Origin of the sequence: Bradyrhizobium sp. (assembly GCF_019242285.1) — a bacterium.
In the GTDB taxonomy this organism is placed as follows: domain Bacteria; phylum Pseudomonadota; class Alphaproteobacteria; order Rhizobiales; family Xanthobacteraceae; genus Bradyrhizobium.
Window position 1 is genome coordinate 1 of the sequence record NZ_JAFAVV010000119.1, and the last position, 15,080, is coordinate 15,080.

A 15,080-nucleotide genomic window follows, 5' to 3' on the forward strand; every position below is an offset into this window, starting at 1 on the left:
AGGCAGGATGCCCGTGATCAGCGACAGCCGTCCGCCATGGACCAGCCGCGCCAGCATGTCGCGGCCGAGCTCGTCGGTGCCGAGGAGATAGCCCGGCGTACCGATATGCCGCAGCCGGCGGATCATCGAGCCCTGGTAGGGATCGGCAAGATGCAGCCAGGGCGCGACCAGCGCGGAGAGAAAGATCAGGAGCAGGATCAGCGCGCAGGTCATGCTGACCTTGTCGCGCACGAGCCTGCGGCCGACGGTCGCCCAATAGCCGCGCGCCTTGGTCGCCGGCGCGGCCTCGAGCGCGCCCTGCGCCATCGCTTCGATCGGCGTCACGCTCATGGCTCAGGCCCGCTTGATGCGTGGATCGATCGCGGCCTGCGCGATGTCGACCAGGAGGTTGAGGATCACGAAGAACAGCGCCAGCACCAGGATCGTGCCCTGCAACAGCGGCAGGTCGCGCTGGAAGATCGCGGAATTGAGCAGCAGGCCCGAGCCCGGCCAGGCGAACACGGTCTCGATCAGGATCGAGCCGCCGAGCAGATAGCCGAGCTGCAATCCCATCACCGCAAGCGCGGTAGGCGCTGCATTCTTGACGACGTGGCCAAACACGCCCTTCTCGCGCAACCCCTTGGCGCGCAGCGCCTCGACGAAATCCTGGCTCAAGATGTCGCCGGTCAGCGCCCGCACGGTGCGGGTGACGATGCCCATCGGGATCACCGAGGAGGTGATCGCGGGCAGGATCAGATAGCGCAGATGCTCCCAGTCCCAGGCCCAGGCCTGCGAGCCGCCGGAGCCGGCGCCGACCGCGGGCAGCCAGTTCAGCTCGACCGAGAAGATGATGACCAGCACCATGCCGAGCCAGTAATGCGGCATCGAGACGCCGGCGATCGCGAACGACGTCGCGAGCTTGTCGACCCAGGTGTCACGGAAATATCCGGCGATGAGGCCGAACAGCAGGCCGAAGGTGAAGCCGATCATGGCAGCCGCCACCGCGAGCATGGCGGTGTTGCCGACCGCGCGGATGACCTCGGCGAGCACCGGGCGGCCGGTGGCGATGGAATTGCCGAGATCGCCGTTGAGCGCGCGCCACAGCCACAGCCCGAACTGCACCGGCAGCGGCCGGTCGAAGCCGTACATCGCGCGCAACTGGTTGGCGAGCTCCTGCGAGTCGTCCGCCGGCAGCACCGCGACCAGCGGATCGCCGGGCGTGATGTGCACGAGCAGGAAGCACACCAGCGCCACGCTGAGCACGATCGGGATGACATAGACGATGCGTCGAGCGATGTAGGAAAGCACGGGTCACCTTGCGTTGTTGGGCGCAGATGAGCGAGCGCGGCACGCTGTGTTCCCTCCCCCGTTGCGGGGGTGGGTTAGGGAGAGGGGTAAGCCACAAGCACTGAGCCCGCGGTACCCCCTCCCCCCACCCCTGCCCGCAAGGGGGAGGGGAGCTTTCCTTTCCGCGGCGTGCATCGCACTCACGGCGTCATCGTGATCGGCGAGAAGTCGACGAACCAGCTCTTCGGCTGCACGAAGCCCTTGATCTTCGGGCTCATCGCGCGGGGCGCGACGTCGTGGGCGACGTAGAGGAACGCCGCATCGTCGACCGAGGCCGCGTGCAGCTCCGCGAGCGTGGCATCGCGTGCGGCGGGGTCGAAGGTCTGGCGCGCCTTGGCGACGAGCGCGTCGTATTTCGGCTCGTTGATGTAGCCCCAATTGTTCGAGACCGGCGGCGCCATCGACGACTGCAGGAAGCGCACCAGCGCGAAGAACGGATCCATCGCCGCATAGGTGACATTGACGGCATTCGAGCCGTTGGCGGAAGCGTCCTTGGTGCCGCGCCGCCAGTTGGTGGTCAGCGTATTCCATTCGATCACGTCGATCTGCACGTCGAAATAGCATTCGGCGAGCGCCTGCTGCAGATATTCGTTCATCGGCACCGGCATCATCTGGCCCGAGCCCGACGCCGAGGTCTGCACCTTGACCTGAACGTGCTTGCCCGGTCCATAGCCCGCCTCCTGCATCAGCTTCAGCGCCGTTGCCTTGTCATACTTGACCTGGAAGGCCGGATGGCCGCGCCAGGGATGCCCCTCCTCATAGGTGCCGGTGGCCGGCACCATGAAGCCGCCGAGCAGACCATCCTTCAGGCCCTCGCGGTCGACGCAGAGGTTCGCCGCCTTGCGGACGCGGATGTCGTTCCACGGCGAGCCTTCGAGCCGCGAGAACTGCCATGGCCAGACATGCGGCTCCTCATTACTATAGAGCACGAAGCCGCGCTGCTTGATCTCGGCAATGGCATCCGGCGCCGGCGCCTCGATCCAGTTGACCTGACCGGACAGCAGCGCCGCGGTGCGGGCATTGGCCTCCGGCATCGGCAGCAGCACCATGCGGTCGACATGCGGCACGCGCGCCTTGTTCCAGTAGTCGTCGTTCTTCACGACTTCGAGCCGCTCGCGCGGCGTGAAGCCCGCGAATTTCCACGGGCCGGTGCCCGAAGCGTCGCGCGCAAACGCCTCCCAGGCTGCTTGCGATTTTGCCTTGGCATCGGCGCCGGCAGCCGCGTCGTAGAGCTTCTGCCACTTCGCGGGGCTCGCCATGAACAGGTTGCTGAGGTTGAACGGCAGGAAGCTGTCCGGCTCCGTCGTGACCAGCTCCACGGTCATATCATCGATCTTGTGCGCCGACGCCAAGGTCGGCATGCGCGAGGTGGTCAGGCCGACCTGGCTCGGATCGTATTGTGACGCGTCTTTCCTCAGCACCTTGTCGACATTCCACACCACCGCATCGGCATCGAACGGCGAGCCGTCGTGAAACTTGACGCCGGGACGCAGCTTGAACAGCCATTTGGTGTGGTCGTCGTCATTGATCTTCCATTCAGTGGCAAGCCCCGGGATCAGCACGCTGGCCTTGTCGGCGGAGGACAGATCCCACATCGTCAGCGCGTCATACATGGTGAGGCCTGAGAAGCGGTTGCCCTCAAAACCCTGGTCGGGCTGGCCGACCGTGCGCGGAATATCGGCAGCGGTCATGCCGATTCGAAGCACCGTTTCGGCACGTGCGGTCTGCGGCAGGGTACCCGCCGTCGCCATTGCCAGCAGCACAACTGCTGGTACCGCACGGCATTTTCCGAATATTCCAAGACGCATGATCTCAATCCCTTCCGGCGCTGGCTAATTCTTGAGCACTTGCATGCAACGGCTATGCCAACGGCGTTCGCACCGCGCCAATCGCCATGCCATTTGCCCTTGGGATCACAGCTCCTTGGGGATTGGCGCCCGCACGGCGCGCATTGCCTAATCTGGCATCAAGCTTGCAAGTTCCGGCGCGAAAATTTGCCTCTCCTGTCGCCTTCCAACGGAGCTGATTTCATGCGCATGCGATCTTCGCTGCTTCTCGCCATGCTTGCACTTGCCGCTTCGGCGCTTGCCGCGCCCGCCGAGACGGTGGTGCGCTATGGCATGTCGATGGCGGACGTTCCGCTGACCACGGGGCAGCCTGACCGTGGCGCCGGCGCCTACCAATTCACCGGCTATACAATCTACGATCCTCTGATTTCCTGGGAAATGGGCGTCGCCGACCGGCCGGGCAGACTGGTGCCGGGGCTCGCGACCGAGTGGAAGGTCGACGACAATGACAAGACCAAGTGGCGCTTCACCTTGCGCAAGGGCGTCAAATTCCACGACGGCAGCGACTTCAATGCCGATGCGGTGATCTGGAATCTCGACAAGGTGCTGAACGACAAGGCGCCGCAGTTCGACAAGCGACAGAGTGCGCAGGTCAAGACCCGCCTGCCCTCGGTCGCGGCCTATGCCAAGGTCGATGATTCCACCATCGAGATCACGACCAAGAACGTCGATTCCTTCTTCCCCTATCAGATGCTGTGGTTCCTGGTCTCGAGCCCCGCGCAATACGAGAAGCTCGGCCGCGACTGGGACAAGTTCGCAAGCGAGCCCTCCGGCACCGGGCCGTTCAAGCTGACGAAGCTGGTGCCGCGCGAGCTCGCCGAGCTGTCGAGGAATGCCGACTACTGGGACAAGAACCGCATCCCGAAGGTCGACAAGCTGATCCTGGTGCCGATGCCGGAAGCGCTGACCCGCACCAACGCGCTGCTCGACGGGCAGGTCGACCTGACCGAGACGCCGGCGCCGGACGCGGTGCCGCAGCTCAAGGCCGCCGGCATGCGGATCGTCGACAACGTCACCCCGCATGTCTGGAACTACCATCTGAGCGTGCTGCCCGGCTCACCCTGGACCGACATCCGGCTGCGCAAGGCGCTCAACCTCGCGATCGACCGCGACGCCGTGGTCGGCCTGATGAACGGATTGGCAAAGCCCGCCAAGGGCCAGGTCGACCCGTCAAGCCCGTGGTTCGGCAAGCCGAGCTTCGACATCAAGTATGATCTCGCCGCGGCGAAGAAGCTGGTCGAGGACGCAGGCTACTCCAGGGAGAAGCCGCTGAAGACCACCTTCATCATCGCCCAGGGCGGCACCGGCCAGATGCTGTCGTTGCCGATGAACGAGTTCCTGCAGCAGAGCTTCAAGGAGATCGGTATCGATATCGATTTCAAGGTGGTCGAGCTGGAGACGCTCTATACCCATTGGCGCAAGGGCGCCGCCGATGAGATGAACGCCGGCATCACCGCCAACAACATCGCCTATGTGACCTCCGACCCGCTTTACGCCATCGTCCGCTTCTTCGCCTCCGACCAGGTCGCGCCGACCGGCGTCAACTGGGGCGGCTACAAGAACCCGAAGGTCGACGCGCTGATCAACGAGGCCAAGCAGACGTTCGACAGCGCAAAACAGGACGCGCTGATCGCGCAGGCCCACGCGCTCGTGGTCGACGACGCCGCGCTGGTGTGGGTGGTGCACGACACCAACCCGCATGCGCTGTCGCCGAAGATCAAGAGTTTCGTGCAGGCGCAACACTGGTTCCAGGACCTGACGACGATCGGGGTGGAGTGAGTAGCCACCATCGCGAGGGTGGAGTGATCCGCGTCGGGTGGCAAAGCGGCCGCAAGCACCGAAGCTCACCCCGCGAAGGCAAAAGCGTGCCCACCATTCAGCGCAGCGCCGTTGAGAAAATGGTGGGCGCGGCGCTTCGCGCCTTGGCTCACCCTACGGAAATCATCAGCTACTTCGTCAGCAATTGATAGGCGCCGTTCCAGTCCTGTGGCGGCGGGTTCTGCTGATAGTCGCGGATGCGCGCCTCGTAGAGGTTGAAGAGCCTTTCCAGCGCGTGCGCCTCGTCGGTGCGGCGGCCGCGCGCGATCGCGGCCAGCGCGCCGTCCCAGTCGCGGCTGCGGTAGCAGGCGAGCATCTCGATGGTGAGGTTGCGCAGGCGTTGGAAACGCTCGGAATGCGCGACGTCCTCGCGGCCGGCGATGGCATAGATCACCTCCGGCTCCTTCTTGCCCTTCACCATGATGAAGTCGAGCTCGAGGATCGCAAAGCGATCCTTGACCGCAAGCGCGGTCTTCGACCCGACGATGATCGGAAAACCGTATTCCTTGGTCTGCCCCTCCAGGCGCGAGGCGAGATTGACGCTGTCGCCCAGCACCGAATAGTTGAACTTGAGATCGGACCCCATGTTGCCGACGACCCCGATCCCGGTGTTGAGGCCGACGCCGACATTGATCGGGATATAGACGTGACCGCCGTCCTCCGCCTCCTGCTCCCGTTCCCTGTTGAGCGCGTCGATGCGCTCCAGCATGTCGACCGCGGCCTCGCAGGCATTGAGCTGATGCGCCTCGTCGTCGAGCGGGGCGTTCCAGAACGCCATGATCGCGTCGCCCATGTATTTGTCGATGTAGCCCTTGCGCGCCAGGATCACGTTGGTGAGCGGCGTCAGGAAGCGGTTCATCAGCGCGATCAACCCCTGCGGATCGTGCTTGTAGCTTTCCGAGATCGAGGTGAAGCCGCGGACGTCGGAGAACAGGATGGTCATTTCCCGCTCCTCGCCGCCGAGCTTCAGCCTGTCCGGCGACTGCGCGAGCTGCTCGACCAGCGCCGGCGACATGTATTGCGCGAACTGTTCGCGAACCTGCATCCGCTGCCGCTGCTCGCGGACGAAGCTCGAGAAGATCAGCGTCAGATAGATCGCGGTAGTCGAGAGCAGCGGATAGGTGAAGTCGATCAGCAGCCGGTCATGGACATAGAAATACCAGGAGGCTCCGATCAGCAGCGAAGCGAACAGCGCGCCGACCAGGACGAGCCGGATCGGGCCGAGATTGGGCGTGAAGATGATGACCAGGATCCCGATGATCAGCGCGGCCAGGAACTCGATCGCGATGCCGTAGTTCGGCTGCACCAGCGCCTCGCCGGCGAGCACGCTCTCCAGCACCTGGGCATGGACCTCGACGCCCGGCATCGCCGGATCGACCGGCGTCGTCTTGACGTCGTAGAGCCCGACCGCCGAGCTTCCGATCAGCACCAGCTTGCCCTTGATCCTGTCGATTGGCACGGCGCCGTCGAGAACGTCGGCCGCCGAGACGTAGATGGACCGGTCATGGCGGGCAAAGTGGACCCAGAGCTGGCCACTCCGGTCGGTCGGGATGTCGAGCCCTCTCACGCCGACGCTCTTGATGCCGGCCTTGTCGTATTTGATCAGCAGCGTCGGCGTCGAACTGACGACACGCAGCATTTCCAGGCTCAATGCCGGCATGGTGGCGTCCTGGGCCTTCAGGATCATCGGCACGCGGCGGATGATGCCGTCGCGCTCGGGCACGATGGTGAGAAGGCCGCGGCCCGCCGCTGCCCGCTCCAGGATCGGGACATTGCGCAACAGGCCCGCAAACTCGAACATCTTCGGCTCGGGTCCGTCGCCGACGCTCGCGACACCGGTCAGGGGCAGGGTCTGGTCGAGCTCCGACGGCACGGTCGCAAGCCCGGTTTCGCCCAGGATCACCCGCGAACGCCGGATCGCCTCGGACAGGACCTGGTCGTTGCTCGGCAGTTCGCTGAGCTTGGCCCGGGTCACCTCGTCCAGAAAGCGCATGTTGCGCGCAGCGATGTCGGGATTGAGACGATCGGGCTCGGGAAACATCACGTCGAAAGCGATCGCCGCCGCGCCGAGATTGGTCAGGTTGATGACGAGGTCGGCGAGATCGGTACGCGGCCACGGCCACTGGCCACGCCGCTTCAGGCTGTCGTCATTGATGTCGACGATGGTCACCGGCCGGATGGTCTTCTTGCGGGGATCGACATGCTGGAAGGTGTCGAAGGTCCGGACCCGCAGCTCCTGCAGCGGCGCCGGATCCACCAGCCGGATCGCCGCGAAGGCGATCAGCAGGCCGAAGCAGACCAGCCGGGCGTAGCCGCTTCGCCTGAACCACCGCCGGATGACGCGCCACCGTTTCATGCTTGCTGCGTATCACGCGGAAGAGAATTGATCACGCACGGAGTTGGCTCCGGCGGCGCCGGCCACAACCGTTTCAGACGTGGAAATCGGTGTGGTGGAGCGCCGCCTTGAGCAGGCCGGACCAGCCGGTCACGTCCTGGCCATCAGGGGCAAAGCCCGCGATGCCGGCGTCCTGGTCCGACAGCCCGCCCACCGGCGGCGGATTGACGGGCGGCGGGTTCATGAAATGCAGGCCATCGCGCAGCTGGCTGAAATCGCCGGGCGAGGCCTGCTTGCCCGTGAAGTCGAACACGAACGCGTCGATCACGTCCGAAGGTGCCTTGGGATCTGGCGCCGGGATCGTTCCGCTATCGTTGCCTGTATCGCCGTCAACCGGAGGATCGATGATCAGCGTGCCGCCATGGCCATCACTCATGAACTTGAAGTTGGCCAACTGATAGTTGCCGTCTAAATGCAGCTTCGCGGTATGGATGCCGTCGCTAACGGTCAAAATATGATTGCTGTAGCTCTTCGTGAGCTTGATCGGGTCGAATTTGACGTCGGCCAGATCGATCTGATCGGAGGAATTAGGATCGCCATTGCCTGTGAAGTCTTTGATCGTGCCCTTGAAATCACGAGAATCGTGGAGCACCAGCTTGCCGGTATTGGATTCGAAGTCGATGGTCTCGCTCGAAGCGACCCCGGAGTCGAACGCCAATGTAGTGCCAGCAGCGATCTTGAACATGCCAGCACCGTTTCCGGTGCTGGTCACGTTCTCGCCGATCTCCAAACTGCCGGACTTCACCTCGATCGTGCCGTTGTTGACCACCGAGCCGAAGCCGTTCAGCTCAGACGAATTCTGGGCATAGATAGTGCCACCGTTAACGAGCGTATTACCGCCGCCGCCGAGCACGTCGACATTGTCGAGGGCCAGCGCATGGCCCGCGTCGACCTTGACCGTGCCGCCGACCAGTATGGTACCGCCGGTGACCGTGCTGTCGTCGAGCGTCAGGGTCTCGTGGCCGTCGACGACCAGTGTCGCGCCGTGGCCGTTGACGATGTGCGCGTCATCGATGCTGCTGGAATCGGTGATCTCGATGACGCCGGCATTCTGGATCGTGCCGCCGCCGCTGCCGCTCAACGTCACGCCGTTCAGGTCGAGGCTGCTGAAGGCATCGACCTTGATCGTACCCTCGTCGATGACAGCGCCGCCGTCGATCGTGGTGCAATCCAGCGTCAGCATCTTGCCGGACTCGATCGTGAGCTGGTGGTTGTCCAGCCAGTCGTTGTTGATGCTGCTGCTGCTGGAGCCTGTGATGTCGATCGTGCCGTCATTGTCGATCTTGCCGCCGGACCACACGACGCCGCTCAGCGTCAGCGTGTAGTTCTGATCGACGTTGGCGACGCCATAGTCGGCGACCTTGCCGCCGTTGACCGTGGTGCCGTTCAGCGTCAGCGTCTGCCAGGAGTCGATCAATAGCAGTCCGCCGAAATTGGCGATCGTCACCTCTTCGATGCTGCCCGAGTGGATGATCTCGATGGTGCCGTCGTTGTCGATGGTGCCGCCACCGCGGAGCGTGACGCCGTTCAGCTTCAGCGTCTTCCAGTCGTCGACCTTGATCTTGCCGCCGTCGATGATGGTGCCGTGGCTGATCGTGGTGTTGTCGAGCGTCAGCGTGCCGCAGAGCACGTCGATGGTGCCGCCGCCATTGTCGACCGTGGCACCATTGATCGCGCTGTCGCCGCTCGAATCGAGCTCGCCGGCATTGTCGACCTCGCCGCTGTTGACGGTGGCGCCGTCGAGATCGAGCTCCGAAGAATGGTCGACCGTCACGTCGCCATGGCTGTTCGAGACCGTGAGGCCGGAGAGCTTCAGCGTGCCGCCACCGACCGCCTCCAGGCTTCCCGAATTGTGGATATCCTCGTGGACGATGTCGAGCTCGGCGCCGGCGCCCTTGGCCTCGATGATGCCGGACGAGTTGTTGGTGAGCGTCGCCTGCGCCAGCGGATCGATCGTCATCGTGCCCGCGGTCGACTCGATGACGCCGTTGTTGGTGATGCTGGCCTCGTCGATTTTGCCGCCGCCGGTGGACTCGATCGTGCCGTCGTTGATCACCGTGCCGCCGGTGATGGTGGTGCCGTTCAGGATCAGCATCGCATCGGAATCGACGATGATCTTGCCCTGATTCTCGAAGCTGTCGCCGTCGATCTCGGTCGAGCCCTTGATCTCGAGCGTGCCCCAATTGTCGATCTTGCCGCCGTCCACGGTGACGCCATCCAGCGCGAGCGTGTCGCCCGACTTGACCTCGATGGTGCCGTGATCGTCGATGGTGCCGCCCTTGATCGTGGTGTCGTCCAGCGTCATCGTGGCGCTGCTGTCGACGTAGATCGTGCCGGAATTGGCGACGCAGACCTCGGACAATGTCGCGCCGCAGGCAGTCATGACTTCCAGCTCGCCGGAAATCCCGATCGACAGGAAGCCCCCGGCGACGGTCGTGCCGCCCTCGAGCGTCAGGATGGCGTTCACCCCGCCGGGAGTAGAGGTATCAACCTGAATCGTGCCATCCGCGTTGTCCACGGCGACGCCGTCGAACACGGCGCCGGCCACGGTTTCGATGTCGATGGCGCCGGCATTGGTCAGCGTGCCGCCACCGGTCACGGTGACGCCGTCTTTCAGCGTCAGCATCGCGCCGGAAGCGACCTTGACCTCGCCGTCATCCTCGATCGTGCCGCCGCCGGTCACGGTCACGTCGTCCTCGAGCGTCAGGATTGCGCCGGAACTGACCTCGATCGTTCCCTCGTCGTCGATCGTGCCACCGCTGACGGTGCTGCCGTCCAGCGTCAGAACCTGGACATCGTCGACCTTGAGAACGCCGGCGCCGTTGGTCAGGAAATCGTTCACGATGCTGCTCGAGCCCGTGATCTCGATCGTGCCTTGATTGTCGATGCCGCCGCCACTGATCGTGGTGTGGTCGAGCTTCAGCGTGTCCTCGACCTTGATACTGGAGCCTTCGGTCTTGAGCGTCACGATGGCGCAACTCACCGTGATATTGTCGAGCGTCAGCATGACGCCATCCTCGACGGTCACATGGCCGCCGGACAGGGTGGCGTTGCAGTCAATGGTGCTCGACCCGATGATGTCGATCGTTCCGCCGCTCATGATCGCGCCGCCGGAAACGGTCGCATCATCGAGCGTCAGCGTCGCATGATCGTCAATCGTCAGCGTGCCGCAGCCGTTGTCGAACACCGTGTCGTCATCGAGCAGCAGCACGCCGCCGACCTGGATCTCGAATTCGCCCTTGTTGGAGACGATCTCCTGATGCAGCGCGTTGCCGCTGCCTGAGACGTCGACCGTGCCGTCATTGACCAGCGTGCCGCTCGAAAGCGCGCTCGAACCCGTCAGCGCCAGCACGCCGCCGCCATCCTGCGGGCCGCTGACATTCTCTGAGACTGGCGTGGACGGGCTCGTCGTGGACGTGGCGTCGATGGTGACCGTGCCGCCGTCGATGGCGCCGGCGTTCAGCGTCAGCACCGCGCCGTCGTCGACGGTGAAGGTGCCGCCGTGATTGTTGACGTCGACCAGGACGTTGAGCGTGCCGCCGGACAGTTCGATCGTGCCGGTGTTGGTGATGTGGCTCGAAGCTCCGAAGCCGCCACCGCCCGCGAGCGTGAGCGTGCCGGAATTCGACAGCACGCTCTGATCGAGGAATTCCGCGAGCCCGCCGACGCTGATGGTGCCCGAATTGTGCAGGATCGAATCGGCGGACAGCGTCAGCGTGCCGCCGATCGTGAGCGTGGAGAGATTGTCGAGCTCCGGCGCCGGCCCCGATCCACCCGGCTCGGAGAAGTCGTTCATCGTCACCGACTTGGCGAAGGCCGGGGCGTCGATCGTGACCGGGAAGGACGGCGTCAGCCCCTTCAACTGATCGGTGATGATGATGACGTCGTCGTTCGCGGTCGGGACCGTGCCGGTTTCCCAGTTCGCCGCATCGCTCCAGAGGCCGTCCGAGTTCCCGGTCGCGATCCACACCACCGCCGGATCGTCGGTGCCCTTGATCGTGACGGTGACGGTCTGCGTCGAGATCGCGCCCTGCGAATCCGTCACCGTCACCGTGTAGGTGAGCGTCAGCGTCTGGCCCTTGGGGATGAAGTCGGCGAGATAGGCCGGCAGCGGCGCCAGGCTCCAATCGATGACGCCGGAGCCGGTGCCGTTGCTGTCGGTCGCGATCGACGCGGACAACGCCTTCTCGAAGATCTTTTCCGGTCCCGGCGGCACCCTGCCGCCGCCTGACAGCACCGCGCCGGCGAGCTTGGTCGAGACCTTGTGGGTGTCGGTGAGGTCGGCATCGCCGAACGACAGCGTGCCGGAGGTGGCGTCGGCCGAATCGAGCGGGCCGCCGGGCACGCTGGTGCCGCCAAAAAAGGCGATCTTTGCCGGTCCGGTGGTGATGACGGGCGCATCGTTGGTGCCGACGATGGTGATCGTGATCGGGACGAAGGTCGATTCGTCGTCCGGCGCGTAGTTGGTGTCGACGCGCACCATGTAGGTCAGCGTGAGCGTTTCGCCGGCGGCCAGGAAGTCGAAGGCGGAATCGGCGATACTGTAGGTAAGGGTCGCCGAGCCGTAGTTCTTGTTGCCGGCGGCAGGATCGACCGCGATCTTGACCGCGGTCGCGGCGATGTCGGCAAGCTGCAGGGTCGACAGTTTCGACGTGACGTCGTTGTGCGCGGCGTCCTGATAGGAGAACGAGCTGAAGTCGACCTTCACGGTCGGCTGATCGCCGGCATTGACGTCGGCGAAGGTGACCTTGCCGACCACGGTGTCGAGATCGGCAGCGTCGCCGGTTTTCCCGAGCAGCTCGGAAAAGGAGAACTTGGTGGTGACGTTGCCCGAGGGGTCGATCACGACCACGGTCGGCGGCCCGGGAACGTGGACGAGGCTGTTGCCGGGACCGCCCGACCCTGTCGACTGCGTGCTGCCGGCGAAGTTGATATTCTGGAAAATGGCGGTGGCGGACGAGCCGTCCGCGAGCTTGATGATGATGTTGTCGGAATGCGGGATCGTCGAGTCGTTGAACGGCGAGGTCGACTTGGTGTTCGAGTTGTCGGTGAACTTCTGCTGGAACACGTCCTGGATCAGCTTCTGCACGTCGGGCGGCAGCGGCGAGTTGGTCTGGCTGATGACACCGTTGTTGAAGTTGATCTGCTGCCCGGCCTGGTTGACCACCGCGATCGGCTGCAGCGTGGTCTTGTCGAACAGGATGTAGGAACCGGTGCTGCCGTCCGGCTCGACCAGCACTTGGAAGCTCGCGTTGGGCGCGCCGTTCTGGCCGGGAACGGAGAAGTCGATCTCGACCAGCACGGCGGTGCCGCGGATGCCCATGGTGGCAACCGGCGTGTCGACCTTCATGTCGCCGTGCTTGGCAGTCTGTCCGGCGACAAAGGTGATGGTGCCCGCAACCAGGCTGAGCAGGGAGGAATTGTTCGACCCGTTCGGGTCGTAAACCATCTCGTTCAGCACCATCCGTGCATTCGACGACAGGCCGAACACGGTGCCGTCGATGAAGGTCAGGCCCAGCGTCGAATTGCCACCGGACTGGACGACGTCGCCCTTCTCGACATTGTCGCCCATGTTGAGGACGATGGAGACGCCATTGCGGACGGCCGTGGCGCTGCCGGTGAGCTTGGTGACGTGGCCGATCACCTGGTGGGCGCCGGCATCGCCGGCGGCCTGGCTGACCTGGACCTCACCGGTCAGCGCGTTGACGATGTCTCCGGTCAGATGGGCGCCGTCGTGCGAAGCCAGCGCGACGTGCTTGTCGCCCCTGAAGTAGTCATGCACCACATAGTCACGGCCGTCCTTGGAGAGGATGAGGTCGGCGCCGGAGCGCCTGAAAGCGCCGCCGAACAGCAGATCCGCATCGGGAACAACGATCGCATCGGCCGGCGCGTGTGACGCAAAGGAATCGGTGTGGACGTAGGAATGGGATGGCGATCCCGGGCCGTGGGGCGAAACCGCAGCGTCAAATTTGCCTGCGTAATTCAAATGGCACCAAAAAATGGGTTAATATTCAAATAAATATTTCACCGCGGATGCTTGCATATCATTGGCAAAAGCGTGGCGAAACCATCCTTAGCTTGTGTCATCGACCTCAAAGCGGCCAATTTTTTGCCCTCAATCTTCACTCGCGATATGAACAGAGAGGCTTCACCTTGTCATGTCATGTGATGTCGCGCGTTATGTTCATGTCCTTTTTCCTGGCATGAAGTAATGTTGAATACAGAGAGTAACCGGAATACTTGGATAGACTTGCAGCCGTATTGACTTGCAGGATACTGCGTCGATTTCCGTGATTTTACTAGGATCCCGGCAACAAAAGCTGCCGCTTGAGGGCGCGTTAGCCATACTCTTCGGAACCTGGGATATATGCAACCATTGGCTGTATTGTGGCGAACCGGAGGCTATTGCTAGCGTCCTCGTCTCCCGCCCGAGGCAGGCCAATTTTCCGGAAGTCGGCAAGGCGGCATTCAGCCTGTTGACGCGTTTCCCGCACGATTCGGCAGTCGTTAGGCCGGCCCACACCCCCTCTCCCCATCATTACCCGCGGAACGATCCGGTCACGGGGGCCCAATGCGCCTCGGCGATGCCCGGACAAGGGGCGTCAGATGGGGCATTCGGCTTGCGCGCGCGCATGGCGCGCCATCGTCATCATTGCGTGCGGGATGGGCTGGTTCGGGCCGGTCGCCTGCGCCCGGGCCGGCACGCTCGATGCGATCCACGCCATCCTGCCCGCCTCGCCCGCCGTCGCACCGTTCGGACTTGCCGTGGCTCCGGTCTCCTCCGGAGACCTGCTGCGCAAATGGCGCGCCGTCATGCGTCGTCTGGAAGACGAGCGGGTGCAGCTCGCGCTCTGCGACGGCGACCGCGAGCGGTGCGCTTCGGACGCGGCGCTGCGGTTTCTCGCCATCGTCGACGCCGGACGAAGCCACGAGGGCCGCGCGCGGCTCGGCCAGGTCAACCGCGCGATCAACCTTGCCATCCATCCGATGAGCGATCTCGCCCAATACGGCGAGGAGGACGTCTGGAGCTCGCCGCTCGTCACCTTCGACCGCGGCGCCGGCGACTGCGAGGACTATGCGATCGCAAAATGGATCGCGCTGCAACTCGCCGGCGTTGCGGCGGAGGATTTGCAGATCGTGGTGCTGCGCGACGCGATGAACGGCGAGGATCACGCGGTCACCGCGGCCCGGCTCGACGGCCATTGGCTGATGCTCGACAACCGGCGGATGGCCATGGTCGAGGATTCGGCCGTCCGAAACTATCGCCCATTGTTCTCGATCGGCGAAGCCGGGGTGATGCGGTACTCCGAGCCGCCGATGCTTGCGGCCGCTCCCCAACAGGACGCGTCGGTTGCCACGCCCTGAGGCACCGGCAGATCTTCCTCGATGCTGCAACGCATTTCAGCTCGCGGCGATTTCGCGCAGCGAAATATTGCGGCTGTAATTTCTCTTTGTGATTTCGTGCTCGCCGATTGATTGACGCAATCCTCCCGCGGCGCTTACGATCATCCTAGATCCGCGAAGAGATCAGATCCCTGAAGGGATCGCGAGGGAGGGAGATCACATGAAACGCATTGCGCTTGCGACTTGTCTTGCTTTTGCTCCGTTTGCCGCCAACGCCCAGACCACCGAGCAATTGGTCAAGGGCGCGGCCGATACCGCCAACGTCGTGAACTATGGCATGGGCTACAATC

The 15,080-nt window shown here is 63.9% G+C and carries 7 protein-coding genes and 1 pseudogene; 3 read left to right on the plus strand and 5 right to left on the minus strand.

Going from position 1 to position 15,080, the window contains the following annotated elements; all coding sequences use genetic code 11:
• From JOY90_RS04345 to JOY90_RS04355, 3 genes and pseudogenes are all read right to left on the minus strand, one after another.
• Positions 1–330: pseudogene (locus JOY90_RS04345) on the minus strand (ABC transporter permease); the annotation flags it as partial.
• 3 nt (positions 331–333) lie between these two features.
• Positions 334–1,287 carry an ABC transporter permease gene (locus JOY90_RS04350; RefSeq protein ID WP_291689927.1) on the minus strand — a complete coding sequence of 318 codons (954 nt, stop codon included), beginning with the start codon at positions 1,285–1,287 and terminating at the stop codon, positions 334–336.
• Positions 1,288–1,466: 179 nt separating this feature from the next.
• A complete protein-coding gene (locus JOY90_RS04355) occupies positions 1,467–3,077 on the minus strand; it encodes an ABC transporter substrate-binding protein (protein WP_291689928.1) in 1,611 nt (536 codons plus the stop codon).
• Between the two features lie 279 nt (positions 3,078–3,356).
• On the opposite strand from JOY90_RS04355, the gene JOY90_RS04360 reads away from it, so the two are divergent.
• Positions 3,357–4,952, plus strand: coding sequence for an ABC transporter substrate-binding protein (locus tag JOY90_RS04360; RefSeq protein WP_291689929.1), 1,596 nt, complete (start codon positions 3,357–3,359; stop codon positions 4,950–4,952).
• 23 nt (positions 4,953–4,975) lie between these two features.
• A complete protein-coding gene (locus tag JOY90_RS04365) occupies positions 4,976–5,140 on the plus strand; it encodes a hypothetical protein (RefSeq protein WP_291689930.1) in 165 nt (54 codons plus the stop codon).
• On the opposite strand, the gene JOY90_RS04370 is transcribed toward JOY90_RS04365, so the two are convergent.
• Together JOY90_RS04370 and JOY90_RS04375 are read right to left on the minus strand one after the other, a co-directional pair.
• Positions 5,122–7,347, minus strand: a complete 2,226-nt coding sequence (locus JOY90_RS04370) for a CHASE2 domain-containing protein (RefSeq protein WP_291689931.1) — start codon at positions 7,345–7,347, stop codon at positions 5,122–5,124. The genes JOY90_RS04365 and JOY90_RS04370 overlap by 19 nt on opposite strands.
• A gap of 73 nt (positions 7,348–7,420) precedes the next feature.
• Positions 7,421–13,372: a VCBS domain-containing protein gene (locus JOY90_RS04375; protein ID WP_291689932.1), complete on the minus strand. Its 5,952-nt coding sequence runs from the start codon at positions 13,370–13,372 to the stop codon at positions 7,421–7,423.
• A gap of 620 nt (positions 13,373–13,992) precedes the next feature.
• Between JOY90_RS04375 and JOY90_RS04380 the strand changes: the two genes are divergently transcribed.
• The gene (locus tag JOY90_RS04380; protein WP_291689933.1) at positions 13,993–14,751 is read left to right on the plus strand and encodes a transglutaminase-like cysteine peptidase; all 759 of its coding nucleotides are present in this window, start codon (positions 13,993–13,995) and stop codon (positions 14,749–14,751) included.
• Positions 14,752–15,080 lie beyond the last annotated feature (329 nt).